Raw genomic sequence first — 26,434 nt, 5'->3', positions numbered from 1 at the left:
ATCAGGAATGCAGAACTACGGTATCGCCCACGTGTGGGCGCAAGGGGATTTCGTGACACGCGGCATCGCGCTCGCGCTGTTGATCATGTCCGTGCTGTCGTGGTGCGTGATCGTCGTGAAAGGCTGGAATGTCGCGCGCCTCAAACGCCTCACGAAGAACGCCGAGCAGCAGTTTTGGCATTCGGACGATCTCGCCGACGGCGTGAAGAAGCTCGGCAGCGGCTCGCGCGAAGACAACCCGTTCCTCGCACTTGCGCTGTCGGGCCAGGAAGCCGCCGACCACCATCACCAGACCCAGCCGCATCTGCACGACCGCATGGACGTGTCGGACTGGGTCACGCGGTGCCTCAAGGACACGATGGACGAGTCGGTCGCGAAGATGCAAAGCGGTCTCGCCATTCTCGCCTCGATCGGCAGCACGGCGCCGTTTGTCGGCCTGTTCGGCACGGTGTGGGGCATCTATCACGCACTGCTTACGATCGGCGCGACGGGTCAAACCTCGATCGACGCCGTGGCGGGTCCCGTTGGCGAAGCGCTCATCATGACCGCCTTCGGCCTCTTTGTCGCGATTCCCGCCGTGCTCGGCTACAACGCCCTCACCCGCGCCAACAAGGCGATCGTCACGAAGCTCAACCGCTTCGCGCACGGCCTGCATGCCTTCTTCGTGACGGGCGCGCGCCTCACCTCGACCGCACGCGGCGGCGCGAAGGAAGGCAACGCGAGCAACCTGCGTGTCGCTGCGCGCAGCCACTAAAGAGCGGAGGCAAGCATCATGGCGATGAGCCCCTTTGCCAGCGACGACGACGATGGCCTGATGAACGAAATCAACATGACGCCGCTCGTCGACGTCATGTTGGTTCTCCTGATCGTTTTCATGGTGACGATTCCGGTGATCCGTCACGCCGTGAAGATCGACCTGCCGCATGCGAGCAGCCAGAAGGAAGACGCGAAGCCCGCGCAGATCAACATCTCGATCGAAGCAGACGGTACCGTGCTGTGGGACGGTACGCAGGTCGACGACGCGGCGCTGAACCAGAAGATCGCAGCCGCGGCGCAAACCACGCCGCAACCGGAACTGCATCTGAACGCGGACCGCAAGGTGCAATACGAACGCGTGGCCCAAGTGATGTCTGCCGCGCAAAGCGGAGGCCTCACGAAGCTCGGCTTCGTCACCGACCCTGCGCATCACTGATCGCGTCACTGCACGCAACGCGCAAAATTGAGCGGTACAAAGTAAAAGGCCTTCATCGTCAGATGAAGGCCTTTTTTCGTGCGCACGCGGCGCATTCGGGCGGTGGCGGCGACTCCCCGACAATCGATCGGTTCACGCCGGCACATGCGACTGCCGTGGGCAACACGGACTGCGCTTTCGGCCCTGAAGGCCCACTATGATAGCGGCCATCAATTCCCGCTCAAGACCGGTGCTTGGCGAGAAGGACTTCAATATATTCCTCTCGCTTCGCACCTTCAAGAGCCAGGCCATTGAAAGTAGCGATGGCCGCTCACGCTTGAATGCCTAAAAACAAATGGCGCTATACGTTGCGCACAAATGCACTGCGTGAAAACTCAAGTTTCATACAAGCGCACGTGCCTGCACGTTCGCAAAGCTTCATGCAGTTTCGATCTTGCTCGCGCTCTTTGTGCGCGAGAGCCCAACCTGCCCGGCGGGTGCACTCTGCCCTTGCGCTTTCGGCGCAAGCGCGGCGATGTCGCTTTTCAGCGGACATTCCTGCTGCAAGCCCTTATCGGCATCGAGCACTTCGACGAGGTAATCGACGAAGGCACGCACGGCCGGAACCATGCCCTGGCGCGAGAGAAATACCGCATAGAGCTGCGGCACCGGCAGCGTCCAGCCCGGCATCACCGGTGAAAGCTTGCCCGAGCGCAGCGCGGCGCCGTACATCATCTCCGGCAATGCCGCGATGCCGAGGCCTTCGAGCGCCGCTTCACGGATCGTCGTGAGGTCCGCGGTGATGAGGCGCGGCTCGTGTTCGTGCGAGTGGCGCGTGCCATCGGGTGCGATGAGCTGAAACACGTGGCGGCCGTCGCCCGTGGGCGTATCGAGCGTTTCGAAGCGCGCGAGGTCTTCCGGCGTGAGCGGCGGCGCGTTCTGCGCGAGCAGGCTCGGCGCGCCCACCAGCATCTGCTCGGTGCGCCACAGCGGACGCACCACGATATTGGCGTTCTGCGGCGGCTCCGAGCGCACGCGCAGCGCAATATCCACGGAGTCTTCGAACAGGTCGATCACGCGGTTCGTCACGCGCATCACTACCCGCACTTCGGGGTAGCGATGCATGAATTCCGGAATGACCTGCGAAAAGATCGTTTGCGAAAGCGTGACGGGCACGCTCACGCGCACCGTGCCGCGCGGCGACGACCGCAGCGACTGAACGACGTTCACCGCGGCCTGCGCTTCCGCGAGCATCGAGCGGCAATGCTGGTAAAAGAGTTCGCCCGCTTCGGTGAGCGCGAGCTTGCGCGTGGAGCGCTGCAGCAGGCGCACGCCGAGCGAGGCCTCGAGTTCGCTCACCCGCCTCGACAGACGCGACTTCGAGATGCCGAGCACGCGTTCGGCAGCGGAAAAGCCGCCATGCTCGATCACCTGCGAAAAGTACATCAGGTCGTTGAGATTATGCGAATCGATTTTCATGTCGTCGTTCCAGCGATGGGACAATCCATTGCGATGAGGCCATAAAACAGGCCAAATTGGCTACCTATAATAGCGGTTTGTTTCGCATATAACGCAATTCCCACAATTCGAGGTGATATCCATGACCATGACCCGTACGATCGAACGCGTGTATCCCGCGGTTCGCACCACCGAGGGTGGCGGATTCATCGTCCATCGGCCGTTTCCGACCCGCCAGCTGATGGACTTCGATCCGTTCCTGCTGCTCGACGAAATGGGCCCCGTCGATTACGCGCCCGGCAAGGCCAAGGGCGCGCCCGACCATCCGCACCGCGGCTTCGAGACCGTCACCTATATGGTCGAAGGCCGCTTCGGCCACAAGGACTCGGCGGGCCATTCGGGCACGCTGCGCCCCGGCGACGTGCAATGGATGACGGCCGGCGCAGGCGTGATCCACAGCGAGATTCCCGACCCCGAATTCACGCGTACGGGCGGCCGCATGCATGGCCTGCAGCTGTGGGTGAATCTGCCCGCGCGCGACAAGATGATGGCGCCGCGCTACCAGGAGCTGCCCACGGAGCAGATTCCGGTGGGCCGCTCGAAGGACGGCAAGGTCTCGGTGAAAGTCATCGCCGGCGAAGCGCTGGGCGTGAAGGCCGCGATCGAAACGCGCACACCCATCCTCTACCAGCACTTCACGCTCGCGCCCGGCGCGCGCGTGGAGCAGCCGGTGCCGAGCGACTATCGCGTGTTTGCCTACGGTCTTTCTGGCACGGGTCTGTACGGGCCCGATGCGCAAGCGATCGATGCCCAGCAGATGGTGACCTTCGCGAGCGACGGCGACACCGTCACGCTCGCCGCCCCGGCCGACGCGAGCGCGCCGCTCAGCGTTCTGTTGATCGGCGGCGTGCCGCTGAACGAGCCGGTCGTGCGCTACGGCCCGTTCGTGATGAACACGGAGCAGGAGATCCGCCAGGCCGTGCTCGACTATCAGGCCGGGCGCATGGGGCGCATCGCTCACTGAAACCGGGTTGCGCGGGGACGGGGCTTCCGAAGCATCGCTACAGGGCGGCCCGGTTTCCGTCACAATAAGGTTTCTGGGGCGCGCATCGCAGGTAGCGCGCCCGTCCCTCTTTAACCGTCCCGCCCGCGAGGAGCGCATGGCCGAACCCGCAGTCACCGCACACATTGGCTCGACGAACTACCAGGTCCAGTTCGACGACGGCACCCACACCTGGATCGCCGACGAACCCGCCTCGCTCGGCGGCGGCGACCGCGGACCGTCGCCCTTCTCGCTCTTGCTCTCGAGCCTTGGCGCCTGCACCTCCATCACACTGAAGATGTACGCGCAGCGCAAGGAGTGGCCGCTCGAAGGCGTACGTGTGAAGCTCGCGATGGAAACCGGCAGCGAAGGCACGAAGATCGATCGCCAGATCGTGCTCGAAGGCGCGCTCACCGACGAGCAGCGCGAGCGCCTGCTGCAGATCGCCAACGCCTGCCCGGTCCACAAGGTCCTCACGAATGCGATCACGATCCGCACGGGTCTCGCCGTCGCTTGAGCGACCGCGCGCGGACACAGACACAGGAAGGCGACGCCTTGAATTTCGAACACCTCATCCAGATCAACGATCCGCTGAACCCGCTCGTCGAGGCCATGACGCGCGAGCAGCTCTGGGAAGGGCTCGTGCTGCGCGCCGAGCAGCCGCAGCTCTTCGTGATCGGGCTCGACAGCTGCACGATCCTCTCGCGCACCGAGAGCACGATGGAGCGCGAGTTGCACTATGGCCACGCCACGGTACGCGATCGCGTCACGCTCACGCCCAACGAGAGCGTGCGCTACGACATCATGGCAACCGCCGAGTACGTGGGCGGCTCGCTCACGATGACGATCGAGCAGCCCGATCCGCTACAGCTCTTTCTGCGCTTCGAGTACCGCACGACGCTGCCGACCGCCGATACCGAGGACGACCGGCAGACGTCCGAAATCGTGAAGTCGGCCTATCGCGAGTCGGACATCGACACCGTGCGTCTCATCCGCCAGTTCGTGCAGGGCGACGGTAGCGCGCTGCACTGACGCCCCCCGCGCTTGCCCTATCGCCCTGTGCGACGCGGCAAGCGCCGATTCAGCGCGCTTCGGCTCAGGCTATCGGCATTCGATTTCGATGAATATCTCGTAGTTGCAAATACGAACTATTATCATTTAGAATTCATCCATCGAATCGAGACAAAGACGTCACGTTCATGACCGAACTGAACCGCACCTCCACGCTTAGCTTGCGCCGCAACGGCAGCTCGGCATTGACCAGCGCGCGGCCCAGGCCTGCCGTCACACAGCCCCAGCCGCGCAAGGGCGCCGAGCCGGCGGCCGCCGCGGCAAGCGACGAGAGGAAACTGGATAGCGCGGCGCTGCTGCAAGGCCGCAGCCACGTGAGCATCATGCACAACGGCGAAACCTATCAGCTGCGGGCCACCCGGCTCGGCAAGCTGATCCTGACGAAATAGGCTTTACGCAGTTTTCAACCGGGTATTGTGGGGACCGCCTCCACCGAGAGGCGTTGGGGCATTAGCCAGCAACGACGGCTTGCACGCGAGATCTAGACCCCTTCGTGCAGACATCCTTCAAGCTTCAGCCAGCCGTCGAAGCAAGCCACGCCATTTTTTTGTTCTCATACCAGATCGGGGCGGCGCGCGAAGCGTGAGCCGCCCGGGACAAACGCCGCGGCATCCGTCCGCGGCTTTTGTTTTTTCCGGCGCCTCCCGGCGCGGCAAAGGATTGGCTTACTCCACCTCCAGCGCCGCGATGCCCGCGCGCGCGATGGCGGCATCCTGGTCGGACTTCACGCCCGAGACCCCGACCGCGCCAATCACATCGCCGTTCACGCTCACGGGTACGCCGCCTTCCAGCATGCCCGTGAGCGGCGCACTCAGGAACGCCGTGCGGCCCTGCTTGATCACGTCCTCGTACACCTTGCTCTCGCGGCGGCCCAGCGACGCGGTGCGCGCCTTGGCCACGGCGATCTCCGCGCTGATGGGCGCTGCGCCGTCGAGGCGGCGCAAATGCAGCAGATGGCCGCCATCGTCGACGATGGCGATCGTCACGTGCCATTCATTCGAACGGGCGTGCGCGACGGCTGCCTCGGCTACCCGGATCACGTCTTCATCGGTCAGTACTGCTCGCGTTCGCATGCGTCTCTCCGAAAAGTCAAAAACCGGATTTGGCGAAATCGCCAACCCGGTTTTGAGAGTAACACCCAGACTTGTGCCGCGACGCGCTGATCCTTCGTATGTCGCCTATATCAGCGGCAGATGAAGAAGCGTCGAAACAGGCTCAGCGCACCCAGCCCCAGAACATGAGCCACCAGGCGCTGTCCACCACGGCGAGCGCGAGCGCAAAGCCCGCGAGCGCGAGCGCGCGCTGCCAGAACCGCGAGCTGTAGCGCCCTGTCACGCGCCACGCGAGCCACGCGCTCCAGAGGTTCGTGATGACCAGAATCGCAATGCGCACCTCGGCGGCCCAGTCGAGCGGCACGTGCTCCGCGCGCAGCAGCGAGAGCGTCGTGGCGGACAGGCCGAGGAACACGCCGGCCCCCGCCAGCGGGATCAGCGACTGTGCGAAGTGATGCAGACGGCGCATCTCGAAACGCCCGAGCACGGCAGTCGAGCCCGCGAGGATCGCGAGCAGCACGGTGCCATAGACGAGCCCCGTCGCAACGATATAAGCGACGATCATCGCGCCGTCGAGCCACGAGAAGACGTCGTTCTGCGCGGGGTAATGCGTGAGCAGGAACCACGGCGCGTTGGTATCGAGCGGCCAGGTGATGTCGCGGTCGATGAGCCAGCCCGCGAGCCACTGCTTGATGCCGATGAACCACGGCGAGCCGGTCCAGTGGAACGCGCCGATCGCCACGCCGAGCAGGCCGTAGAGAATCAGCGCCGTGTCCCACCCGCTGGCCTGGCTGTCGCCGAGTTCGACCACCTCTTGCGCCGGCGATCGCCACGAGAGCGCGATGGCGTCGCGGTGGCCGCTGCAGCGGCCGCACATGTGGCACTGCGCCGCGCCTTTCATGTTGCGCAGCGGCACGAGCGGCGCGCAGTTCACGGGAATCACGCGATGCCCGCCGTGCTCGCCGTGCGTGTAGGAGCTGCGCCAGGCGTCTTCGTCGACCTTGTAGCGAAACGGCGCGAGGCGCGCCAGAAGCGCGAAAACCCCGTTCACGGGGCAGAGATACTTGCACCACACGCGCTTTTCGCGCCCGTACAGAAAGCCGATCACCATCGCGCCGAGCGTCGATCCGCCCAGCACCAGCAACACCGCCTTGGGGTACTGGTAGACGCTCACCATCTGTCCGTAGATCGTGGTGAGACCGAAGGCCACGAAAGGCCAGCCGCCCCAGCGCATCCAGTGCGGGATGGCGCGGCCGCGGCCGAACTTGCTCGCGAACTCGGTGAGCGCGCCTTCGGGGCACAGCACGCCGCACCACACGCGGCCGAGCATCACCATCGAGAGCAGCACGAACGGCCACCAGATGCCCCAGAACACGAACTGCGCTGCGAGCGTGAAGTTGTTCCACAGGTGCGCCGTGTCGCCGGGCAGCGGCATCGCCGCCGGCACGAGAATCAGGAATGCGTAGACAGCGACCACGACCCACTGCACGGCGCGGATCGCCGCGCCGTTACGTTGCATCCACTGGCCCGCCTGGGCGAGCTTGCCTGGGCGACCCGTTGCCTGCGTCGGGCGAGCGGATGCACAACTCATGCTGCCTTCCTCTTCGCAACCGCACCCGCGCGGCCGCTGGCGCGCCGCACGAGGAACCACACCACGAGCCAGTACACGGCATAGGCGATCAGGTTCATGAGCGCCGGATGCGCGCGGTAGCCCGTAAGCGTCGCGACGAGCGAGCCGAAGGTGCTCGAGTCGTCGAGGATCGCCGAGGAGTTCCACACCTGATCGACGATGGTCGGCAGGATTTCCTTGTCGATCAGCTTGTCCACGCCGGTCTGGAACAGGCCCGCGCCGAGGAACAGCAGCATGATCTCGGTGATGCGGAAGAAGTGCCGCCACGAGAAGATCTTGCCGCCCAGCTGCAGGAGATAGAACGTGAGGAACGCGAGCGCGAGGCCGATCAGCACCGCGAGGTACTGACTCGCGTCCACATGGCCCGACTGGCCGAAGCCGAGGCCGTAGAGAAAGATCACCGTCTCGCTGCCCTCACGCGCGATGGCAAGCGTGACGAGAATCGTTATGCCCCACCAGTTCGCGTCCTGCGTGCTCTTTTCCAGCGACTCTTCCATCTCGCGTTTGAGCGTGCGGCCGTGCTGCTTCATCCACAGCACCATCTGCACGATCAGCACGCACGCCACCAGCACCATGCCGGTCTGGAAGTAGTCCTGCGCATCGCCCGACAGCACTTCGGTAAAGCCGACCAGCGCCGCGCCGAGGCCGATGGCGGCAAGAATGCCGAGCGCCACGCCGCCCCACAGGTACGGCACGCCGCGCCGCGCATCCGCGTCGCCGTTTTTCAGCCACGCATAAAGAATCCCGACGACGAGCAGCGCCTCGACGCTCTCCCGCCATACGATGAACATCACCTGACCCATTCAACACCTCCCGCTACCGGCGATACGCGCCGGCGGCCTGACTTCTCAATGCCCATTTGGCGACGCTCATTTGGCGACGATCACGCCCTGCGCCTGCTGATGGAAATCGTCGAAAAACTTGTACTCGCCCGGATCGAGCGGCGCGATCACGACGAAGGAGTCCGCGCCCGGCGCCAGGACTTTTTCCTTGCGCAGCTGAACGCTCTCGAACTCCGCCGCGCCCTTGCCCGTATTGCGCACCTCGATCTTGATGCGCTTGCCCGCCGGCACTTCGATGCGCGCGGGATTGAGCTTGCCGTCGGCCATTTCGAGCTTGAACGTGGGCAGATCTTCGGCGTGCGCCGTCGTGGCCACGCCCGCCAGCGACACCGCAAACGACGCGCTGAGTGCGAGCGCCGCAAACTTCCGCATTCCAGTCATTGGTTTTACCTGCTCCTTGCTGCCATTCATGCGGCGGCGCTGCACGCGATGCGCGCCGCCGCCCGAGCTGCTTCGCGACGGCTTAGTAGCCGCCCTTCTTGCCGATGCCCGCGAACGGGAAATCGTATTCCAGCGTGATGGGCTTGAACCACGGGCCCACGCCCGTTTCCTTGTCGACGTGACGGCCGAACGCCATGTGGCCCGTCTGCATCGGCGCGTCCACGATCAGCTTGAGGTGGTACTTGCCGGGACCGGCCAGCTTCACGTTGTCGCCATAATGCGGGCCGTCGTTCGCGACCATCGGCATCAGGTCGCCCTTTTGCGCATAGCTCGACCCCGGCTTCGTCAGTTCGTAGTGAACCTGCAGATACGGCATCCAGTCGCCTTCGGCGAAACCGGTCGGGTTGTTCTTGACCGCGTGGATATCCGATTCGAGGTGAATATCGGAATCCGATGCCTTGCGCATCATGCCTTCGGGCTCCATCGTGATCGGCTGCAGATAGACCGCGCCGATTTCCATGCCGCCCTGGATGGCCTGCTTGCCGATCGGGTATTCAGCCGCATTGGCGGCCAATGCCGCCGTGGCGGCCGCAATGACGGCAGTGCCGCGCACGAGAGTGTGAATCCGCATCGAAACTCCTGGTTTTTATATGAGGGTGACTTCCCACTGAGCCTGCCGCATGCACATAAGAAAGTTAATGCGAACAATTCTCAATAATGGCGAAGTTTAACACCGATGCAGATGAGGGACAAATTCGGCGCCAGGAAAAGCCTCAGTGGAACAGGGTTTTAGCAGCGCCTGGTTAACACAGGCTTAGGGCGCCTTACAGCGGGGTTCCCGGGCCGGGAATACACGAAAGGCAATCGAAGGAATACTTGGGGGCGAGACAGGCGCAGGGTGGCGCCCATGCCGCCCTGCCCGCCCGAGGGGATAGCGCGCTCGACGCCCATCAGATCGGATGATCGCCCACGTTCGCCCCGAACACGCGCCGGCGCAGCACGGCGAGCTGGTCGCGCGTCTGTGCGGCCTTCTCGAATTCGAGGTTCTTCGCGTAGTCCATCATCTGCTTTTCGAGCTTCTTGATTTCCTTCGCGATCTGCTTCTCGGACATGTCCTCGAACTTCGCGCGCTCCTGCTCCTCGCGCAGTTCGGCGCGGGCTTCATCGACGTTGTAGACGCCGTCGATGATGTCCTTGATGCGCTTCACGACGCCGCGCGGCACGATGCCGTGCTCTTCGTTGAAGTGCATCTGCTTGGCGCGGCGGCGCTCGGTTTCGTCGATGGCACGGCGCATCGAATCCGTGATGCGGTCGCCGTAGAGGATCGCCTTGCCGTTCACGTTACGCGCGGCCCGGCCGATCGTCTGGATGAGCGAGCGCTCGGCGCGCAGGAAGCCTTCCTTGTCGGCGTCGAGAATCGCCACGAGCGAGACCTCGGGAATGTCGAGGCCCTCGCGCAGCAGGTTGATGCCCACGAGCACGTCGAACGTGCCCAGACGCAGGTCGCGGATGATCTCCACGCGCTCGACCGTGTCGATGTCGCTGTGCAGATAGCGCACCTTTACGCCGTGGTCGGCGAGGAACTCCGTGAGCTGCTCGGCCATGCGCTTGGTGAGCGTGGTCACCAGCACGCGCTCGCCCGCGGCCACGCGCTCGTTGATCTCGCCGAGCACATCGTCGACCTGCGTCGATGCGGGCCGCACTTCGATCACCGGGTCGACGAGGCCCGTGGGCCGCACGACCTGCTCGGCGATCTGCCCCGTCACCTTCTTCTCGTAGTCGGCCGGCGTGGCCGAGACGAATACCACCTGGCGCATCTTGCGCTCGAACTCGTTGAACTTGAGCGGCCGGTTATCGAGCGCCGAAGGCAGCCGGAAGCCGTAATCGACGAGATTCTCCTTGCGCGCGCGGTCGCCGTTGTACATGCCGTTGAACTGGCCGATCAGCACGTGCGACTCGTCGAGAAACATCATGGCGTCGGTCGGCAGGTAATCGACGAGCGTGGGCGGCGGCTCGCCGGGCAGCGCGCCCGAAAAGTGCCGCGAGTAGTTCTCGATGCCCTTGCAGAAGCCCAGCTCCTGAAGCATTTCCAGATCGAAGCGCGTGCGCTGCTCGAGGCGCTGCGCCTCCACGAGCTTGCCTTCCGTGTGGAAGAACTCGAGGCGCTCGCGCAATTCCGACTTGATGGTTTCGACGGCGCGCAGCACAGTCTCGCGCGGCGTGACGTAGTGCGACGACGGGTACACCGTAAAGCGCGGAATCTTCTGGCGCACGCGGCCCGTGAGCGGATCGAAGAGCTGCAGCGTTTCCACTTCGTCGTCGAACAGTTCCACGCGCACGGCCATTTCGGCGTGCTCCGCCGGGAAGATGTCGATGGTATCGCCGCGCACGCGGAAGGTGCCGCGCTGGAAGTCCTGCTCGTTGCGCGTGTATTGCATGGCGATCAGGCGTGCGATGACGTCGCGCTGGCCGAGCTTGTCGCCGTGGCGCAGCGTGAGAATCATCTGGTGGTATTCGGACGGATTGCCGATACCGTAGATCGCCGAAACCGTCGCGACGATCACCACGTCGCGCCGCTCCATCAGGCTCTTGGTGGCCGAAAGCCGCATCTGCTCGATGTGCTCGTTGATCGACGAATCCTTCTCGATGAAGAGATCGCGCTGCGGCACATAGGCTTCCGGCTGGTAGTAGTCGTAGTACGAGACGAAGTACTCGACGGCGTTGCGCGGAAAGAACTCGCGGAATTCAGCGTAGAGCTGCGCGGCGAGCGTCTTGTTCGGCGCGAACACGATGGCCGGGCGGCCGAGGCGCGCGATGGTGTTCGCCATTGTGTAGGTCTTGCCCGAGCCCGTCACGCCGAGCAGCGTCTGGAACGAGAGGCCGTCTTCCACGCCTTCCACGAGCGTTTCGATGGCCGTAGGCTGGTCGCCGGCCGGCGGGTACGGCTGGTAGAGCTGGAACGGCGAGCCTTCGTAGTGGACGAATTTCGACTCGTCGAGCGCGGGCGCGTCGGCGACGGTGTGGTCGGACATGGGGGCATCCTGTGCGCGGAGCAAACAACTATTCTAGCGTCTCGCCGCCTCTTGCCGAGGGGCGAGCCTGGGGCGAGACGAGGTGGGCTGGAGCCATAGATGGGGCGTAACGGCGGCGCTGCAAGGGCCGCGCGTCGCAGCGACGGTGAACGTCAGCGAGCGTGCGCCAGAAATCGGCCAATCGTGCCGGAAATAGCCCTCAAAACGGCGCGGAGAATGGCAAATCCGCGGAAATCCCGCTTGAGGATTCGTTACAATAGCGAGTTCCGTGGCCGGTGCAGCATGCGGCCCAACCGATCTTCCTTCACTCTAGCCGAACGATCATGTCCCTCTTTTCCGCTGTCGAACTCGCCCCCCGCGACCCGATCCTGGGTCTGAACGAAGCCTATAACGCCGATGCGCGCGCGACCAAGGTGAATCTCGGCGTGGGCGTGTACACCAACGAGGAAGGCAAGATTCCGCTGCTGCGCGCGGTGCGCGAAGCAGAAAAGGCCCGCGTGGAAGCCGGTCTGCCGCGCGGCTATCTGCCGATCGAAGGCCTCGGCGCCTACGACGCCGCGGTGCAAAAGCTGCTGCTCGGCGACGACTCGCCGCTGATCGCCGCGGGCCGCGTCGTCACGGCTCAGGCGCTGGGCGGCACGGGCGCACTCAAGATCGGCGCGGACTTCCTCAAGCGCGTGAACCCGAGCGCCAAGGTCGCGATCAGCGACCCGAGCTGGGAAAACCACCGCGCCCTCTTCGAAAGCGCGGGTTTTGAAGTCGTCGCGTATCCGTACTACGACGCGCTGACCAACGGCGTGAACTTCGAAGGCATGCTGAGCGCGCTGAACGGCTACGCCGCCGGCACCGTCGTCGTGCTGCACGCGTGCTGCCACAACCCGACCGGCGTGGACCTCACGATCGACCAATGGAAGCAGGTCATCGAGGTCGTGAAGGCCCGAGGCCTCGTGCCGTTCCTCGACATCGCCTATCAAGGCTTCGGCGACGGCATCGCGGAAGACGGCGAAGTCGTGCGCCTCTTTGCCGCTTCGGAACTCAACGTGTTCGTCTCGTCGTCGTTCTCGAAGTCGTTCTCGCTGTACGGCGAGCGCGTGGGCGCGCTGTCGATCCTCACCGCCAGCAAGGAAGAGTCGGCGCGCGTGCTCTCGCAACTCAAGCGCGTGATCCGCACGAACTACTCGAACCCGCCGACGCACGGCGGCTCGGTGGTCGCAGCCGTGCTCGGCTCGGCCGACCTGCGCGCCATGTGGGAAGCGGAACTCGGCGAAATGCGCAACCGCATCCGCGCGATGCGCACGGGCCTCGTCGAGCGACTCACGGCCGCCGGCGTGGACCGCGACTTCAACTTCATCAACGTGCAGCGCGGCATGTTCTCGTACTCGGGCCTGACCGCTGCCCAAGTCGACCGCCTGCGCGAAGAGTTCGGCATCTATGCCGTGAGCACGGGCCGCATCTGCGTGGCCGCGCTGAACACGCGCAATCTCGACGTCGTGGCGAGCGCAGTCGCACAAGTGCTGAAGTAAGCGCGTTCGCCAGCAAGACAGGCCGCTGCGCAGCGGCTTGCCGGCGCGATAAAAAAAGGCGTCCGTTCTTTCGAACGGACGCCTTTTTCTTTGGTGAAGACTGCGGAAAACCCGCCGGCAAGTATCAGCCGCCGTGGCCTCGCGAATCGCGATGGATATCGTGCGTGACGAAGCCCGAGTCGTTGTCCGGCTTGTCGAGCCAGTCCGGCTGCGCGAGCGAGGCGCGGATGTCCTGCAAGCCGCTAGCCCAGTGCTCATGCATGGTCGAGAGGCCGAACTGGTAGTCCTTGAAGTGCCCCTCGTATTCCTTCTGCCGGTAGATGAGGTGGATCACGTTGTACTTCTTCGAGCACGAAAGCTCGTCCGCCAGCGCGACCCACGGGTCATTGCGATGCTCGGGCGCGACGCGGTCGAGAACCTCGCGCAACACATGCCGGTAACGCTGCGAGCGCTGCAGGATATCGGTCACGAGGCGCGTGCGGCTCGAATACTGAATGTCCTTCACGCGCCCCTGCACGTCGATGAGGTTGTCGGGCACCGGCCCGCGCGCGCTCCAGAGATCGACCTGGAACGCGAGCGTGTCGCGCCGCGGCGTGGTCTGGATCACCTCATAGAGCGGCGTGTTCGACATCAGGCCGCCGTCCCAGTAATACTCGCCGTCGATCTCCACCGCCGCGAAGCCCGGCGGCAGCGCGCCCGAGGCGATGAAATGCTCGGGACGCAAGGTCGTGGTCTTGTTGTCGAAGTAGACGAAGTTGCCGCTGCCCACGTTGACCGCGCCCACTGACACGCGCGTTTCGCCCGAATTGATGCGCTCGAAATCGCACAAGCGTTCCAGCGTGGCCTTGAGCGGCTTCGTGTCGTAGTAGCTGGCCGTTTCGGGCGAACCCGATCCGTTGGGCAGCGGCGGCGGGAAGCGCGGCACGAAAAAGCCCTTCTGCCCCTCCACGATCGCGCCTGCCGCCTGCATCGCCGTGAAGGTCTTGCGCACGGCGGCGTTTGCATTGAAGAGCGCATGCTCGACGAAGGGCGGCAGCGGGAAGCTGAAGGCGGGCTGGCAGATCGTCTCCCAGAACTCGCGTAGCCGCGCCACGCGATGTTCGGGCGCATTGCCCGCGATGACGGCGGTATTGAGCGCGCCGATCGAGATACCCGCGATCCAGTTCGGCGCGATGCCGGCCTCGACGAGCCCTTCGTACACGCCGGCCTGATACGCGCCGAGCGCACCGCCCCCCTGCAGCGTGAGCGCGATGGTTTCCCATTCTTTCGCTTGCGCGCCGCAGTTCGAAACATGCGGCTGCGGTGCGTTCCCCTGCGGTGCGTTCCCGACACGCGCGCCGGTATGCGCGCCGACCTCGTCGTCGACTGCGCTCGACTGGACCTGCCCCTTCTTGCGTTGCGCCATTGCCGCGCCTCCTCGGCCCGATGCCTGCGTTATTGCATGAACCAGCCGTGGCTCACCACGAAAGACTGGCCGGTAAACGCAGCGCTCGGGAACGCCGAGAGGAACAGCACGGTTTGCGCGACGTCTTCGACGGTCGTGAAGATGCCGTCCACCGTGCCGCCGAGCATCACGCGCTTGACCACTTCTTCCTCCGAGATGCCGAGTTCCTTCGCCTGCTCGGGAATCTGCTTTTCCACGAGCGGCGTGCGCACGAAGCCCGGACACACCACATGCGAGCGCACGTTGTGCTTGCCGCCTTCCTTGGCGAGCACGCGCGCGAGGCCGAGCAGCGCGTGCTTGGCCGCGACATAGGCCGACTTGAGCGGCGACGCTTCGTGCGAGTGCACCGAACCCATGTAGATCACGACGCCGCCGCGGTCGTCCTTGTACATGTGCTTGAGCACCGCCTTGGTGGTGAGGAACGCGCCGTCCACGTGGATGGCCTGCATCTTCTTCCAGTCGGAGAACGCGTAGTTTTCGATCGGGTTCACGATCTGGATGCCGGCGTTCGAGATGAGGATGTCGACCGGTCCGAGTTCGGCCGCGACACGGTCGATGCCCTGATTCACGGCCTCTTCACTCGTGACGTCCATGGCGACGCCGATAGCCTTGCCGCCTGCGCCCTTGATCTCCTCGGCCACGGCATCCGCGCCGCTCTGGTTCAGGTCGGCGATGGCGACCGCGGCGCCCGCCTGCGAGAGCGTGAGGGCGATCTGCTTGCCAATGCCGCTGGCCGCGCCGGTAACGACGGCGACCTTGCCATCGAGTTTCGTGTTCAGAGAGAGAGACGACATCGGGCACCTCCAGGTGAGTGAACGGGACAGGATGAAACCTAGGAGCGCGCGCCGTCAAACCTGACGAATGGCTTATGCCATCCGGCCGGATGTTGCGTCGCGGCCAACGAGGCTATTGTGCATGAACGCGCCTCGTCGAAGCATCGAGCAGGACAGGCAAAAGAGATTTTCGCCGCACTGCAAGGCGCGGCGCGCACGGCGCAAGCCGTTCAGCAGCGACGGCCAAGTCGTGCTAGCTTTATCGGCTCACAAGGAGGCGTTCATGAACTATCGGCGACTGGGCCGCTCAGGCCTGCAGGTAAGCGAACTGTCCATCGGCTCGTGGGTCACCTACGGCAACCAGGTCGACGCCAGGCTCGCGCGCGAATCGCTCGCGGCGGCGCGCGACGCCGGCATCAACTTCTTCGACAACGCCGAGGCCTACGCCGGCGGCAAGTCGGAAGCGCTCATGGGCCAGGCGCTCAAGGAACTCGCGTGGCCGCGGGTGAGCTATGTGGTCTCGACCAAGTTCTACTGGGGCTTGAACGAAGCGCCCAACCAGTACCACACGCTCAACCGCAAGTACCTCATGAACGCCATCGACGGCTCGCTCGAGCGGCTGCAGCTCGAGTACGTCGATCTCGTGTTCTGCCACCGCCCCGACCCGAACACGCCGGTCGAGGAAACCGTCTGGGCAATGAGCGACATGATCACGCGCGGCAAGGCGCTCTACTGGGGCACCTCGGAGTGGAGCGCCGACGAAATCCGCGCCGCGTGGGAGATCGCGGAGCGCCATCACCTGCACAAGCCGGTCATGGAGCAGCCGCAATACAACCTGTTTCACCGCACGCGCGTGGAAGACGAATACCGCCGGCTCTACGAAGACATCGGCCTCGGCCTCACCACGTGGAGCCCGCTCGCCTCGGGTCTGCTCACCGGCAAGTACCGCGGCGGCGTGCCGACGGGCAGCCGTGCGGAACTGCAGGGCTACGACTGGCTGCGCAAGAACGTCACCGACCCCGACAAGAACGAGATCGTCGGCAAGCTCGCCGAGTTCGCGAAACAACTCGACTGCTCGGTGGGCCAACTGGCGCTCGCGTGGATCCTGAAGAATCCCCACGTGAGCACGGTCATCACCGGGGCCTCGCGCATCGAGCAGATCGGCGAAAACGTGAAGGCGCGCGACGTGGCGGAAAAGATCACGCCGGACGTCAAGGCGCAGATCGAGGCGATCGTCGGCGACGCTTACGACTGACGTGGAGCGCGTACCCGCGAGGCGCGGCGCACCCGACACCGCGGGGCGGATTCGCGCGCGGGCATAGCCGGACGGACGGCGTACCGCGGGTCGCGTATTGCGGTGGCGTACAATACGCGGCCTCGCGGGCGGCGCAGTCATCGCGCCGCCGCTGCCGTCTTCCCCGTATTCACCGGACCTCGTGTCCCGTCCATCATGCTGAGCTACCGTCACGCCTTCCACGCCGGCAATCATGCCGATGTCCTGAAACACGCCGTTGTCGTGCAACTGCTGCATTACCTCGGCAAGAAGGACAAGGCGTACTGGTACATCGACACTCACGCGGGCGCCGGCGCCTATGCATTGCGCGAAGGCTACGCGACGAAGAACGCCGAGTTCGACACGGGCGTCGGCAAGCTGTGGGGCCGCAACGACCTGCCTGCGGCGCTCTCGGACTACGTCGACGAAGTGGCGGCGCTGAACCCCGACGGTGAGTTGCGCTTCTATCCCGGCTCGCCCTATCTCGCATGGCGCCTCATGCGCGAGCAGGACCGCATGCGGCTGTTCGAATTACACAGCACGGAAATCGACGTGCTGCGCCACCGCTTCCACGACGCGGGCCGCCGCGTGATGATCTACGCGGGCGACGGCTTCGACGGCATCAAGGCGCTCCTGCCCCCGCCGCCGCGCCGGGCGCTCGTGCTGATCGACCCGTCTTTCGAGGACAAGCGCGACTACGCGCGCACGCTGACGTGCGTCGAGGAAAGTCTCAAACGCTTCGCGAACGGCACCTATGCGGTCTGGTATCCGCAGGTCACGCGTCCCGAATCGCAGCGCTTCCCGGAGCAACTCAAGCGCCTGCAGAACAAGAACTGGCTGCACCTCACGCTTTCGGTGAGCAACCCGCCCGAAGACGGCTTCGGCCTCTACGGCAGCGGCATGTTCATCCTGAACCCGCCGTACACGCTCGAAGCGGCGATGAAAGAGGCGCTCCCGTGGCTCGTAAAAAATCTCGGCCAGGACGCCGGCGCGCAATTCAGGATCGAGTCGCGCGGCGACTAGGCCACGGACTCAAACCCGCCTGAACGGCGTCACTGCCCGGACGGTAGCGGCTGGGGAAGCGGCGGGTTTGGGCGATGAGGGGGGCGCGGCGGCCGCGGCGGTGTCGGCCTCCCGCCGCCCTGCTGCACTTCCACATACGGCGCGACGACATACGGCTGCGAAGAATCCGGCGCGAGACCCGCCGGTTGCGTCGCCTGAACCATCGGCTCGTGCGAGAGCGGCGCGTTTTGCAGCACCAGCCCCGGTTGGCCGTCGCTGATCCCTCTTTGTGTATCCAGAATGAGCGGCTGCCCGGCATGCGCGCCGGCGCTGGCGCACGCCATCACGACGACGATCAGGCCCGCACGCGCAACAGAAAAACGACGCAACGCGCGGCGCGGCAACACAGGCATGCGGTGGGAAATGCGGTCTAGCACCATGAACGGCCCCCGGAGAGAAAGCGACACCATTGCTATGACGGCTTGTCGCAAAAAGACTTTACCTTACCCCGGTGGGAAGGCTCAGACTCGGTTCCATCGGCGGTGCAGAAACGACAAAGCCCCGCCAATGCGGGGCTTGAGATCGTGCTGCTTCAACCGGACTGAAGCCCGGTCAAAGCTGGCTTACAGCGAGTTGTAGCCGTTCGTTTCGATCGAACGAAGGCGCTGCTCGAGCTGGACGATATCGGCCGACGAGGCGAGATACGCTTCGCGGCGACGACGTTCGGCAGTTTCAAACCAGTTGCTCAGCTTTTCAAGAAGGAATGCAAACATGACGGTGTGCTCCAAGGATTCGGTTCGGCGATCCCCGGTGAATTCGCATCAGGGATAACCCTCATCAGGGATAACCCGTATTGTAACGGTTGCACCGAACTTTGCCAGTGAATTGCCCGAATACTGTGCATTCCATTTTGGAATGGCCCCTAAGTGCGAATCGGCAACATCATGTTCTATCGACACATTTTCCAGCGAATTCGCGGAGACTTGACGGCAACCACGTTACATCGCACCAATACGGTGCAAACAGCCCCTGTGGTTGCGTCAATTTGCCCGCCGCGGTTGCACCTGCGCTCAGTGCACGTGGCCGGGCTCGTGGCACTCTGTAGTCGCGGCGTCGGCAAGCCGTTCGATGATCGGGCAGTCGGGCCGGTCGTTGCCCTGGCAGTGCGAGGCCAGGTGGGCGAGCGTGTCGCGCATCTGGGAGAGTTCGGCGATGCGCTGGTCGAGTTCCGCGACATGTTCGAGCGCGATCGATTTGACCTCGGAGCTCGCGCGGGAGCGGTCGTGCCAGAGCGCCAGCAGGCGCCGGATGTCCTCTACCAGAAAGCCGAGCCGGCGCGCCTGGCGGATGAAGCGCAGCGAATGCACTTCCTCCGCGCCATAGACGCGGTAGCCGGACTCCGTACGCCCTTTGGGCGCGAGCAGCCCGACACTTTCGTAGTACCGGATCATTTTTGCCGTAACGCCCGATTCACGCGCTGCTTCACCGATGTTCACGCCGTTCTCCCGCTGTCTGGTCGATCGTTTGATCAATGCACTGATCGTACACCTTCCCACGATGGGAAGGTCCAGCGCGGCATCCAGTCCCCGCTGGCATAATCCGCCAGCGGCCTCATATCGAGTAGGACAAGCCTCAATCTCTGAAAAAGGAACACACGATGATTCAGTTCAACGTCGAAGGCATGAGCTGCCAGCACTGCGTAGGCGCCGTCACGCGCGCGATCCACGAACACGACGCGCAAGCCCGGGTCGAGATCGATCTGGCCGCCGGCCGCGTGAAGGTCGAATCGAGCCAGAGCGCCGAAGTCCTGAAAACGGCGATCGACGAAGCCGGCTACACCGTCGTGGGTACGGCCGGCTGACGGTCCGGGCCATGTTCAAGGTTGCCGTGATCGGCGCGTCTGGCCTGCTTGGGCGCGCCGTGGTGCGCGAACTCGCCGCCGATACCGCCTGGCAAGTCGTGCCGACCGCGTTCCGTCACGGCGGCCCGCAACAGACTGTGCTCGATGTGCGCGATACGCAGGCCGTGAACGCGTTCGTCGAGCGCGAGGCGCCCGACGCGATCGTGCTGGCCGCTGCCGAGCGCCGCCCCGACGTGTGCGAGCACGATCCGGCAGCAGCGCGCGCGCTCAATGTCGATGCGGTGCGCAGCGTCGCCGCGGCGGCGCGGCAGCGCGGCGCGTGGGTGCTCTCGATCTCCACCGACTACGTCTTCGACGGCACCGAGCCGCCCTACCGCGTCGACGACACGCCGAATCCGCTCAACGCCTACGGCCACAGCAAGCTCGAAGGCGAACGGGCCTTGCTCGAAACCAGCGACAACGCACTCGTGCTGCGCCTGCCGTTGCTGTACGGGCCGATCGTCGGCTGGCACGAATCCGCCGTCACGAGCCTCGTGCCGGCCATCGTCGCTTCGGGAGAGCCCGGGGCGCAGGCGGCGCCGATGGACGCGTGGGCCACGCGCTACCCCACGTTCACGCCCGACGTGGCGTTCGTGATCCGCGAACTGTTGCTGCGCTGCGCAGACGGCAACGCGGTGCGCGGGATCGCGCAGTGGTCCGGCGACGAGCCGATGACGAAGTACGACATCGCCCAACGGATCGCGCAGGCGCTTGGCGTAAAGGCGCGTCTGCTCGCACAGCCCACGCCCACCGACGCCACGCCGCGCCCGCGCGACTGTCACCTCGATTCGAGCCGCCTCGAAACGCTGGGGATGGGCCGCCGCACGCCGTTCGACGTGGCGATTCGCGCCGTGCTCGACGCTTTCATGAGAGACGGCGCGCCGGCCGCTCGCCAGTGAAAATTCAGTGAAAATTGCGGCTCTCTGTGGCGAGCCGCCCGAGCAGCCGGCTGTGGTCTTCCAGCCGGTGCGCCACGAGGTGCACGACCTCGCCCTCGCGCTGCACCACGCCCGCCACCGCCAGCAGCGAAGACCCTAGCAGTTCCTTGCGCTGCAACTCGACGAGCGACGCGTGCACGATCACGTTGACGCTGCCGGTCTCGTCCTCGAGCGATACGAAGATCGTGCCGTTTGCCGTGCCCGGCCGCTGCCGCACCGTCACGATCCCGCACACGCGCGCGAGCATGCCGTGCCGGCAGTGCGCCAGCTGCTCCGCCGTGCGAAAACGCTGCTTCGCGAGGCCGTGGCGCAGCAGTTCGAGCGGATGGCGATTGAGCGTGAGACGCAGGCTCGCGTAATCGGCGACGATTTCCGCACCTTCAGAAGCGCGCGGCAGCGCGAGCGGCGCCTCGGCAACGGGCGCGTCGCGCAAAAGCGCAGGCACCGCGTGCTGCGCGGTCACGGCCCACCATGCCTCGCGCCGGTGGCCCGCGATGCTCTCGAGCGCGTTCGACGCCGCCAGCGCCTCCAGCTCGCGCCGCGTGAGCGCCGCACGGCGCGCGAGATCGTCGACGTCGGCGAACGGCGCGCGCTCGCGCGCTTGCATCACCCGCCGCGCGGCATCTTCGGAAAAGCCCTTGATGAGACTGAAGCCGAGGCGCACGGCCGGCCCGCCGCGTCCATAGCGCTGCGGCGCAAGCGCAATGCGCAAGTGCACGACGCGCTTGAGGCCGTCCATGAACCTGTGCCGCCGGCCGCCGCGCTTGAGCGTGCCCCTGCGCGTCAGCACGGCCGCACCCAGCAGCGCGCGATAACGCAGCACCTCGGCGTTGCGTGCGCGAACCGCCTCGCCATCGAGCCGCTCGCCGGGTGCGTCGCGCCGCTCCAGCACCGACGCCCAGTCGCTCAACGCGATATCGGGCGCAAACACCGGCACGCCATGACGCTTCGCATCCTGCACGAGCTGGGAAGGCGAATAGAAACCGAGCGGCTGACTATTCAGCAGTCCTGCCAGAAATGCGGCGGGCTCGTAACGCTTGAGCCACGAACTCGTGTAGACGAGCAGCGCGAAACTCGCCGCATGGCTTTCCGGAAAGCCGTAGTCGCCGAAACCCTCGATCTGCTTGCAGATGCGCTCGGCGAATTCCGGCGAGTAGCCCTTCTTGAGCATGCGCTTCGTAAGATCGGCCTGATACGGCCGCAGATCTCCATCGCGCCGCCATGCGGCCATTGCGCGGCGCAGCTTGTCGGCTTCCTCGCCGGTGTAGTCCGCGGCGACCATCGCGAGATGCATCACCTGCTCCTGGAAGATCGGCACGCCGAGCGTGCGTTCGAGCACCGGGCGCAATTCTTCCTTCGCATATTCCACTGGCTCGTCGCCGTGCCGGCGCTTGAGGTACGGATGCACCATGTCGCCCTGAATCGGACCCGGCCGCACGATCGCTACCTGGATCACGAGGTCGTAGTACGTGCGCGGCCGCAAACGCGGCAACATGCTCTGCTGCGCGCGCGACTCGATCTGGAACACGCCGACCGTATCGGCCCTGGCGCACATGCGGTACACCGCCGGGTCCTCGACTGGAATGTCCTGCACGCGCATCTCGGGCAACCCGCGCCTGAGCGCCACGAATTCGAGCGAGCGCCGGATCGCCGAGAGCATGCCGAGCGCGAGCACGTCCACTTTCAACAGCCGCAGCGCGTCGATATCGTCCTTGTCCCACTCGATCACGTAGCGGTCCTTCATCGCCGCGTTTTCGATCGGCACGAGGCGCGAGAGCTTGTCGCGCGCGATCACGAAACCGCCCACGTGCTGCGAAAGATGGCGCGGAAAACCGCGCAGCTCGCGTGTGAGGCGGATGAGCTGCTGCGTCACGTGCGAGTCGGGCGAAAAGCCCGCTTCCTCCAGATGGCGCGCGATCGAATCGGGGCCGTCCCACCACTGATGCGCGCCCGAGAGCTTTTCGACGAGCGCATTGTCGAGGCCGAGCGCCTTGCCGACATCGCGCAACGCGCTGCGCGAGCGATAGGTGATGAGCGTCGCGGCCAGCGCGGCGCGGCGCGTGCCGTACTTGCGGTAGATGTACTGAATGACCTCTTCTCGGCGCTGATGCTCGAAGTCGACGTCGATATCGGGCGGCTCGTTGCGCGCGCGGGAGAGAAAACGCGCCACGAGCATGTTCATGCGCACGGGGTCGATCTCCGTGATCTTCAGGCAGTAGCAAACCACCGAGTTCGCCGCCGAGCCTCGCCCCTGGCACAGGATCTTCTGATCGCGCGCGAAGCGGACGATGTCGTGCACCGTGAGGAAGTACTTCTCGTACTTCAGCTCGTCGATGAGCCCGAGCTCCTGCTCGATCTGATCCCGGCGCTTGTCGTTCAGGCCGTCGGGCCAGCGCTCCAGTGCGCCCTTCATCACGAGCTTGCGCAGCCACGACTGGGGCGTCTCGCCGGGCGGCACCAGTTCCTCGGGATATTCGTAGGCCAGCTCGCCGAGCGAAAACGTGCAACGGCGCGCGACGTCGAGCGTCGCGTCGAGCGCCTCGCGCGGATAAATCGCGCCAAGCCGCACGCGCGAGCGCAGATGCCGCTCCGCATTCGCTTCCAGCGCGCGCCCGCACGAAGCGAGCGGCTTGCCGATACGGATCGCGCTCAGCGTATCCTGCAACGGCTTGCGCGAACGGGCGTGCATCAGCACACCGCCCGCCGCGACGAGCGGCAGGCCGCTCTCCTGCGAGACATGGCGTAGCACTTCGATCTGCGTGTCGTCGCCGCCGGTCTGCCAGAGTTCGAGCGCGAGCCAGGCGCGCTCGGCCGCGAAGCCCGCGAGCCAGTGCGCGGCGCGCAGCGTTTGCGCGAGCGTGGCCGCGCGTTGCGGCACGAGCAGCAACACGCACTCGCGCAAGTGCTTCAGATGCTCGAAACCGGGCTCGGGCTCGGTGAAATCGGCGGGATGCACGCGATAGCTGCCCTTTGCCGCCCGCGAGCGAGCCAGCGTGATCAACTCGCAGAGATTGCCGTAGCCTTCGCGTGTCGTTGCGAGCGCAACGATCGTGCAGAACGGGGCGCCATGTTCGTCGACGAGATTCAGCTCGCTGCCGATCAGCAGGTGCAGCGACGGCTCGAACGGGCCCAGCGCCGCGGCGGCGGCATGGCCGCCGCGTTCGCGCGCCTCGCGCACGGCTTCGTCATACGCCTTTTTGCGCGCCTCGTCGTATTCGTTGAGCGCACTCCAGGCGCGCACGACGCCCGCGAACGAGCATTCGTCGGTGATCGCGAGCGCGCGGTAGCCGTGGCGGATTGCCTGCTCGACCATCTCGCCCGGGCGCGACGCGCCGTGCAGGAAGGTGAAATTGGTCAGGCAGTGCAGCTCGGCGTAGTCAGGCAGCTGCGCGGCCAACTGCGGCGGCAACTGTGGAGGCGACGACGCGCCCGTCCCGCTGATCGACATGATTCCTGAAACCCGAAAGAACGACGAATAAGCGCTAGCCGAACAGCCCTTGCAGATACCACTGGCCGCCAATGCGCTCGCGATACAGCCAGAACATGCGACCCTGGTCGTCGGCGGCGACGTAGTAGTCGCGCCCGACGCCCTCGCCGTCCCACCAGCCGGACTCGATGCGCTCGGTGCGCGTGAGCGTCTTCAGCGGCCGTCGATAAACGGGCCGATCGCCGCGCGTCGCAAGCTTGAGCGGCTTTTCGAGCAACCACGCCGGACGCGGCTGGGTCGGCAGCGGCACCTCGGGCAGATCGAAGGCGCTTTGCACGGGCGCGCTCGCGCCGGCTTCCTGCTGCGGCTTGCCTGCCTTGCGCGGCTTGCGCGTACGCTTCGCGCCGCTCTCGCGGTAAGGCCGCGCCGACATCGCCAACTCGGGCCGGTGATCGTCCTCGACGAAAAGCTGCAGCACGTTCTGCTCGCCAAGCCGCGCGCCGATGCGCTCGAAGAGCTGGCCGAGCGATGCCTCGGCAGCCTCGGCCATCGGAAAGAGCGTGTCGGTGGGCGCCGCGTATTCGCTCACCTGCGAGGCGACGAGCGCAAGGCCGATCACGGGCGCGGCAAGCTCAGTCTGATTCAGGCGCTCGCGAAGCAGCCACAGCAGATGCTCGGCGTCGCGCGAAGGCGATGCCCAGGCGATCGTGAGCGTCGAGGTGCGCGGCGCGTGACGCGAAGCCAGTTCGTGCTCCAGGCGCAGTTCGAAGCCGCTCAACGCCGCGTGCTGCGCCGCCAGCCAGCCGGCCAGCTGCATCACGAGCCGGCGCGCGGCAAAGAGCAGCGCCTCGGCACTCTCCACGCGCGCCTGCAATTCGAGCGACGCGTGAAACGACGGCGGCGCGGCAAACCAGACGCGCGGATCGGGCGCCTCGCCGCGCGCCTGCGCGAGCCAGCCGAGCACGCCGTCGCCGAAACGACGCACGATGCCGTCGCGCGGCAACCGCCGCAAATCGCCGAGCGTCGCGCAGCCGATCTGCGTGAGCGCGTGATCGTGCTGCGCGGCGAACGGCGCAAGCGTGACCGGCAGTGAGTCGAGCACGCGCGCGAGCGTTGTTTCCTTGAGCACATGCCAGCGGCGCGACGAACGCGTGACGCGCGCCTGCGCGAGCGTCCACGCCCCCCACGCCGTGGGCGCGCACGCCATGCGCGCGGTGTGCCCGCAGCCGGCCACCGTCGCCGCGACCCTGGCGAGCAGCGCACGCACGCCGCCGAACAGACGCAAGCTCGAGCCGACTTCGAGCAGCAGCGTGTGCGACTGCGCGAACGACACCTTGGGCGTATAGGCGAGCAACGCGAGCGCGAGCGCCTCGAACGCGCGGGTCTCGCGCGCCGGATCGGCTTCGAGCAGCACGAGCCCCGGCGCGAGCGCGAGCGCATGCGAGCGCGTGTTGCCGGGCTCGACGCCTGCGCGCAGCGCGTCGAGATCGGCGATCAGGATGCGCGTGTGGTCGGCGAGCGCGTAGCAGCGCGGCGCGCCGGTGACATGGGCATCGACGCTTTCAGGCAGGAGCGGCGTTGACGGCGCCGGCGGCATCAGAGGTCTGACGGCCTCCAGCGGCAACAACGGCAAGGTGACGGCGATCCACAGCATGATTGACCCCGGGCCACGGCATGACGACGGAAGCTGCGTCCGGCTGGGGCAGCACCGCATCCTGCAGCGGCAATGTAATGACGAGTGGCTGGGCGGGCGGCGGCCCGCGGCGCTTGAAAATATCGACAGAGAGCGCGGCGAACTGCATCCATTGCCGGCGGTTCAGGCTCGCGTCGTCGGGCGGCGGCACCGGCGAGCAGGTCATGCGCAGCGGCGCCGGCGACGACTGGTTGCGCGCGGCGAGCGGCCGCACGAGAAATGCGAGCGCCTGCGAATCCTGGGCGGCGACCTGTAGACGGCGCACAGCGTCGGCGCGCGCCTTCGCCTGCCAGAGCAGCACGGCGCCCATGCCTTCCTGCTTGAGCGCCTGTTCGGCCACCCAGGCGGCTTCGTTTTCGGCCGCGCGCACCCAGATCACGCGATCGAGCGCGAGCCCCCACGCCTTGAGCGCGCAGGCGTATGGGCGCCACGGCGGCGCGACGAGCAGCACGTGCCGGCCCGCCTGCGCGGTGAGCGCGCGCAGCGCCGGCGCGACAAGTCGCATCTCGCCCACGCCGCCCTGTTCGACGAGCAGCTCGGTCAGGCTGCCCGAGGGCCAGCCGGCGCCGGGGAGCTGGGCGTCGAGCGTCGCGTGGCCGCTCGGCACCGTGCGCTCGCTGGCGCGCGCGAGCTGATCGCCTTGCCACACGCGGCTTTGCAGCCGGGGGGGCAAGTGCGCGGCGAGTTGCGCGGTGGTCTGCGCAGTGGTCTGGGCTGCTGCTGCCATGTTCGTGGCCTGATTGATGGGAACGCTTCGCCCTGCCCGGCAAGAAATGGGGCAT

26 protein-coding genes are annotated in these 26,434 nt (G+C 65.7%); 11 read left to right on the top strand and 15 right to left on the bottom strand.

Annotated elements, in window-relative coordinates:
- Nucleotides 1-7: 7 nt before the first annotated feature.
- Both AB3X99_RS03005 and AB3X99_RS03000 read left to right on the top strand, forming a co-directional pair.
- Nucleotides 8-754 carry a MotA/TolQ/ExbB proton channel family protein gene (locus AB3X99_RS03005; protein WP_368616075.1) on the top strand — a complete coding sequence of 249 codons (747 nt, stop codon included), beginning with the start codon at nucleotides 8-10 and terminating at the stop codon, nucleotides 752-754.
- Nucleotides 755-772: 18 nt separating this feature from the next.
- Complete coding sequence (locus AB3X99_RS03000; RefSeq protein WP_028208423.1) at nucleotides 773-1,192, top strand: biopolymer transporter ExbD; 420 nt, start codon at nucleotides 773-775, stop codon at nucleotides 1,190-1,192.
- A gap of 417 nt (nucleotides 1,193-1,609) precedes the next feature.
- On the opposite strand, the gene AB3X99_RS02995 is transcribed toward AB3X99_RS03000, so the two are convergent.
- The gene (locus AB3X99_RS02995) at nucleotides 1,610-2,650 is read right to left on the bottom strand and encodes a LysR family transcriptional regulator (RefSeq protein WP_368604877.1); all 1,041 of its coding nucleotides are present in this window, start codon (nucleotides 2,648-2,650) and stop codon (nucleotides 1,610-1,612) included.
- A gap of 121 nt (nucleotides 2,651-2,771) precedes the next feature.
- On the opposite strand from AB3X99_RS02995, the gene AB3X99_RS02990 reads away from it, so the two are divergent.
- The 4 genes from AB3X99_RS02990 (at nucleotide 2,772) to hemP (ending at nucleotide 5,131) form a co-directional block, all read left to right on the top strand.
- Nucleotides 2,772-3,653: a pirin family protein gene (locus tag AB3X99_RS02990; protein WP_368616074.1), complete on the top strand. Its 882-nt coding sequence runs from the start codon at nucleotides 2,772-2,774 to the stop codon at nucleotides 3,651-3,653.
- A 136-nt stretch (nucleotides 3,654-3,789) separates the two neighbouring features.
- The gene (locus AB3X99_RS02985) at nucleotides 3,790-4,188 is read left to right on the top strand and encodes an OsmC family protein (RefSeq protein ID WP_368616073.1); all 399 of its coding nucleotides are present in this window, start codon (nucleotides 3,790-3,792) and stop codon (nucleotides 4,186-4,188) included.
- A gap of 38 nt (nucleotides 4,189-4,226) precedes the next feature.
- Nucleotides 4,227-4,703: an SRPBCC family protein gene (locus tag AB3X99_RS02980; RefSeq protein WP_069262922.1), complete on the top strand. Its 477-nt coding sequence runs from the start codon at nucleotides 4,227-4,229 to the stop codon at nucleotides 4,701-4,703.
- A gap of 167 nt (nucleotides 4,704-4,870) precedes the next feature.
- On the top strand, nucleotides 4,871-5,131 hold the full coding sequence (gene hemP, locus AB3X99_RS02975; protein WP_069262511.1) for a hemin uptake protein HemP: 261 nt from the start codon (nucleotides 4,871-4,873) through the stop codon (nucleotides 5,129-5,131).
- Between the two features lie 276 nt (nucleotides 5,132-5,407).
- Here hemP and AB3X99_RS02970 read toward each other — a convergent pair whose 3' ends face one another.
- The 6 genes from AB3X99_RS02970 to uvrB all read right to left on the bottom strand — a co-directional run bounded on the left by AB3X99_RS02970 (nucleotide 5,408) and on the right by uvrB (nucleotide 11,679).
- Nucleotides 5,408-5,815, bottom strand: a complete 408-nt coding sequence (locus tag AB3X99_RS02970) for a heme-binding protein (protein ID WP_069262512.1) — start codon at nucleotides 5,813-5,815, stop codon at nucleotides 5,408-5,410.
- 142 nt (nucleotides 5,816-5,957) lie between these two features.
- A complete protein-coding gene (locus AB3X99_RS02965; RefSeq protein WP_368616072.1) occupies nucleotides 5,958-7,385 on the bottom strand; it encodes a 4Fe-4S binding protein in 1,428 nt (475 codons plus the stop codon).
- The gene (locus AB3X99_RS02960) at nucleotides 7,382-8,227 is read right to left on the bottom strand and encodes an FTR1 family protein (protein ID WP_342945478.1); all 846 of its coding nucleotides are present in this window, start codon (nucleotides 8,225-8,227) and stop codon (nucleotides 7,382-7,384) included. The genes AB3X99_RS02965 and AB3X99_RS02960 overlap by 4 nt, the downstream gene beginning before the upstream one ends.
- 66 nt (nucleotides 8,228-8,293) lie before the next feature.
- Complete coding sequence (locus AB3X99_RS02955) at nucleotides 8,294-8,647, bottom strand: cupredoxin domain-containing protein (protein WP_069262515.1); 354 nt, start codon at nucleotides 8,645-8,647, stop codon at nucleotides 8,294-8,296.
- An 82-nt stretch (nucleotides 8,648-8,729) separates the two neighbouring features.
- Complete coding sequence (locus tag AB3X99_RS02950) at nucleotides 8,730-9,278, bottom strand: iron transporter (RefSeq protein WP_368616071.1); 549 nt, start codon at nucleotides 9,276-9,278, stop codon at nucleotides 8,730-8,732.
- Between the two features lie 319 nt (nucleotides 9,279-9,597).
- Complete coding sequence (gene uvrB / locus AB3X99_RS02945) at nucleotides 9,598-11,679, bottom strand: excinuclease ABC subunit UvrB (protein WP_069262517.1); 2,082 nt, start codon at nucleotides 11,677-11,679, stop codon at nucleotides 9,598-9,600.
- A 323-nt stretch (nucleotides 11,680-12,002) separates the two neighbouring features.
- Between uvrB and AB3X99_RS02940 the strand changes: the two genes are divergently transcribed.
- A complete protein-coding gene (locus AB3X99_RS02940; protein ID WP_368616070.1) occupies nucleotides 12,003-13,202 on the top strand; it encodes an amino acid aminotransferase in 1,200 nt (399 codons plus the stop codon).
- A gap of 124 nt (nucleotides 13,203-13,326) precedes the next feature.
- Here AB3X99_RS02940 and AB3X99_RS02935 read toward each other — a convergent pair whose 3' ends face one another.
- Both AB3X99_RS02935 and AB3X99_RS02930 read right to left on the bottom strand, forming a co-directional pair.
- The gene (locus AB3X99_RS02935) at nucleotides 13,327-14,607 is read right to left on the bottom strand and encodes a patatin-like phospholipase family protein (protein WP_069262519.1); all 1,281 of its coding nucleotides are present in this window, start codon (nucleotides 14,605-14,607) and stop codon (nucleotides 13,327-13,329) included.
- A gap of 29 nt (nucleotides 14,608-14,636) precedes the next feature.
- The gene (locus tag AB3X99_RS02930) at nucleotides 14,637-15,440 is read right to left on the bottom strand and encodes a 3-hydroxybutyrate dehydrogenase (protein ID WP_069262520.1); all 804 of its coding nucleotides are present in this window, start codon (nucleotides 15,438-15,440) and stop codon (nucleotides 14,637-14,639) included.
- A gap of 262 nt (nucleotides 15,441-15,702) precedes the next feature.
- On the opposite strand from AB3X99_RS02930, the gene AB3X99_RS02925 reads away from it, so the two are divergent.
- Both AB3X99_RS02925 and AB3X99_RS02920 read left to right on the top strand, forming a co-directional pair.
- Nucleotides 15,703-16,674, top strand: coding sequence for a potassium channel beta subunit family protein (locus AB3X99_RS02925; protein ID WP_368604875.1), 972 nt, complete (start codon nucleotides 15,703-15,705; stop codon nucleotides 16,672-16,674).
- A gap of 195 nt (nucleotides 16,675-16,869) precedes the next feature.
- A complete protein-coding gene (locus tag AB3X99_RS02920) occupies nucleotides 16,870-17,715 on the top strand; it encodes a 23S rRNA (adenine(2030)-N(6))-methyltransferase RlmJ (RefSeq protein ID WP_069262521.1) in 846 nt (281 codons plus the stop codon).
- Between the two features lie 29 nt (nucleotides 17,716-17,744).
- Here the strand turns inward: AB3X99_RS02920 and AB3X99_RS02915 are convergent, their stop codons facing one another.
- The 3 genes from AB3X99_RS02915 to cueR form a co-directional block, all read right to left on the bottom strand.
- Nucleotides 17,745-18,134 carry a hypothetical protein gene (locus tag AB3X99_RS02915; RefSeq protein ID WP_368604873.1) on the bottom strand — a complete coding sequence of 130 codons (390 nt, stop codon included), beginning with the start codon at nucleotides 18,132-18,134 and terminating at the stop codon, nucleotides 17,745-17,747.
- Between the two features lie 183 nt (nucleotides 18,135-18,317).
- Nucleotides 18,318-18,467 carry a DUF3563 family protein gene (locus AB3X99_RS02910; RefSeq protein WP_083245111.1) on the bottom strand — a complete coding sequence of 50 codons (150 nt, stop codon included), beginning with the start codon at nucleotides 18,465-18,467 and terminating at the stop codon, nucleotides 18,318-18,320.
- 297 nt (nucleotides 18,468-18,764) lie between these two features.
- Nucleotides 18,765-19,190 (bottom strand): Cu(I)-responsive transcriptional regulator, encoded by a 426-nt coding sequence (cueR, locus tag AB3X99_RS02905; protein ID WP_069262523.1) that lies wholly within the window; start codon nucleotides 19,188-19,190, stop codon nucleotides 18,765-18,767.
- 161 nt (nucleotides 19,191-19,351) lie between these two features.
- On the opposite strand from cueR, the gene AB3X99_RS02900 reads away from it, so the two are divergent.
- Both AB3X99_RS02900 and AB3X99_RS02895 read left to right on the top strand, forming a co-directional pair.
- Complete coding sequence (locus AB3X99_RS02900) at nucleotides 19,352-19,555, top strand: heavy-metal-associated domain-containing protein (protein ID WP_368616069.1); 204 nt, start codon at nucleotides 19,352-19,354, stop codon at nucleotides 19,553-19,555.
- Between the two features lie 11 nt (nucleotides 19,556-19,566).
- Complete coding sequence (locus AB3X99_RS02895; RefSeq protein ID WP_368616068.1) at nucleotides 19,567-20,493, top strand: dTDP-4-dehydrorhamnose reductase family protein; 927 nt, start codon at nucleotides 19,567-19,569, stop codon at nucleotides 20,491-20,493.
- Between the two features lie 4 nt (nucleotides 20,494-20,497).
- Here AB3X99_RS02895 and AB3X99_RS02890 read toward each other — a convergent pair whose 3' ends face one another.
- Genes AB3X99_RS02890 through imuA form a run of 3 tightly spaced genes read right to left on the bottom strand, consistent with a single transcriptional unit; the run spans nucleotide 20,498 to nucleotide 26,379 of the window.
- On the bottom strand, nucleotides 20,498-23,980 hold the full coding sequence (locus AB3X99_RS02890; RefSeq protein WP_368616067.1) for an error-prone DNA polymerase: 3,483 nt from the start codon (nucleotides 23,978-23,980) through the stop codon (nucleotides 20,498-20,500).
- 34 nt (nucleotides 23,981-24,014) lie between these two features.
- Nucleotides 24,015-25,613 carry a DNA polymerase Y family protein gene (locus tag AB3X99_RS02885; protein WP_368616066.1) on the bottom strand — a complete coding sequence of 533 codons (1,599 nt, stop codon included), beginning with the start codon at nucleotides 25,611-25,613 and terminating at the stop codon, nucleotides 24,015-24,017.
- On the bottom strand, nucleotides 25,522-26,379 hold the full coding sequence (imuA, locus tag AB3X99_RS02880; RefSeq protein WP_368616065.1) for a translesion DNA synthesis-associated protein ImuA: 858 nt from the start codon (nucleotides 26,377-26,379) through the stop codon (nucleotides 25,522-25,524). Before imuA ends, AB3X99_RS02885 begins: the two co-directional genes overlap by 92 nt.
- Between the last annotated feature and the right edge of the window lie 55 nt (nucleotides 26,380-26,434).

It is taken from the genome of Paraburkholderia sp. BR10882 (genome assembly GCF_040948855.1).
GTDB lineage: Bacteria > Pseudomonadota > Gammaproteobacteria > Burkholderiales > Burkholderiaceae > Paraburkholderia > Paraburkholderia nodosa_A.
This window is presented reverse-complemented; position numbering and strand designations above follow the sequence as displayed.

Excerpts from the sequence above, each read along its gene's own strand:
- AB3X99_RS02890 (WP_368616067.1), bottom strand. The coding sequence starts at position 23,980 with ATGTCGATCAGCGGGACGGGCGCGTCGTCGCCTCCACAGTTGCCGCCG.
- AB3X99_RS02940 (WP_368616070.1), top strand. The coding sequence starts at position 12,003 with ATGTCCCTCTTTTCCGCTGTCGAACTCGCCCCCCGCGACCCGATCCTG.
- AB3X99_RS02995 (WP_368604877.1), bottom strand. The coding sequence starts at position 2,650 with ATGAAAATCGATTCGCATAATCTCAACGACCTGATGTACTTTTCGCAG.
- AB3X99_RS02990 (WP_368616074.1), top strand. The coding sequence starts at position 2,772 with ATGACCATGACCCGTACGATCGAACGCGTGTATCCCGCGGTTCGCACC.
- AB3X99_RS02955 (WP_069262515.1), bottom strand. The coding sequence starts at position 8,647 with ATGACTGGAATGCGGAAGTTTGCGGCGCTCGCACTCAGCGCGTCGTTT.
- AB3X99_RS02920 (WP_069262521.1), top strand. The coding sequence starts at position 16,870 with ATGCTGAGCTACCGTCACGCCTTCCACGCCGGCAATCATGCCGATGTC.
- AB3X99_RS02935 (WP_069262519.1), bottom strand. The coding sequence starts at position 14,607 with ATGGCGCAACGCAAGAAGGGGCAGGTCCAGTCGAGCGCAGTCGACGAC.
- AB3X99_RS02910 (WP_083245111.1), bottom strand. The coding sequence starts at position 18,467 with ATGTTTGCATTCCTTCTTGAAAAGCTGAGCAACTGGTTTGAAACTGCC.
- AB3X99_RS02885 (WP_368616066.1), bottom strand. The coding sequence starts at position 25,613 with ATGCTGTGGATCGCCGTCACCTTGCCGTTGTTGCCGCTGGAGGCCGTC.
- AB3X99_RS02985 (WP_368616073.1), top strand. The coding sequence starts at position 3,790 with ATGGCCGAACCCGCAGTCACCGCACACATTGGCTCGACGAACTACCAG.
- hemP (WP_069262511.1), top strand. The coding sequence starts at position 4,871 with ATGACCGAACTGAACCGCACCTCCACGCTTAGCTTGCGCCGCAACGGC.
- AB3X99_RS03000 (WP_028208423.1), top strand. The coding sequence starts at position 773 with ATGGCGATGAGCCCCTTTGCCAGCGACGACGACGATGGCCTGATGAAC.
- AB3X99_RS02965 (WP_368616072.1), bottom strand. The coding sequence starts at position 7,385 with ATGAGTTGTGCATCCGCTCGCCCGACGCAGGCAACGGGTCGCCCAGGC.
- AB3X99_RS02915 (WP_368604873.1), bottom strand. The coding sequence starts at position 18,134 with ATGGTGCTAGACCGCATTTCCCACCGCATGCCTGTGTTGCCGCGCCGC.
- AB3X99_RS03005 (WP_368616075.1), top strand. The coding sequence starts at position 8 with ATGCAGAACTACGGTATCGCCCACGTGTGGGCGCAAGGGGATTTCGTG.
- uvrB (WP_069262517.1), bottom strand. The coding sequence starts at position 11,679 with ATGTCCGACCACACCGTCGCCGACGCGCCCGCGCTCGACGAGTCGAAA.
- AB3X99_RS02900 (WP_368616069.1), top strand. The coding sequence starts at position 19,352 with ATGATTCAGTTCAACGTCGAAGGCATGAGCTGCCAGCACTGCGTAGGC.
- AB3X99_RS02895 (WP_368616068.1), top strand. The coding sequence starts at position 19,567 with ATGTTCAAGGTTGCCGTGATCGGCGCGTCTGGCCTGCTTGGGCGCGCC.
- imuA (WP_368616065.1), bottom strand. The coding sequence starts at position 26,379 with ATGGCAGCAGCAGCCCAGACCACTGCGCAGACCACCGCGCAACTCGCC.
- AB3X99_RS02930 (WP_069262520.1), bottom strand. The coding sequence starts at position 15,440 with ATGTCGTCTCTCTCTCTGAACACGAAACTCGATGGCAAGGTCGCCGTC.
- AB3X99_RS02925 (WP_368604875.1), top strand. The coding sequence starts at position 15,703 with ATGAACTATCGGCGACTGGGCCGCTCAGGCCTGCAGGTAAGCGAACTG.
- AB3X99_RS02970 (WP_069262512.1), bottom strand. The coding sequence starts at position 5,815 with ATGCGAACGCGAGCAGTACTGACCGATGAAGACGTGATCCGGGTAGCC.
- AB3X99_RS02960 (WP_342945478.1), bottom strand. The coding sequence starts at position 8,227 with ATGGGTCAGGTGATGTTCATCGTATGGCGGGAGAGCGTCGAGGCGCTG.
- AB3X99_RS02950 (WP_368616071.1), bottom strand. The coding sequence starts at position 9,278 with ATGCGGATTCACACTCTCGTGCGCGGCACTGCCGTCATTGCGGCCGCC.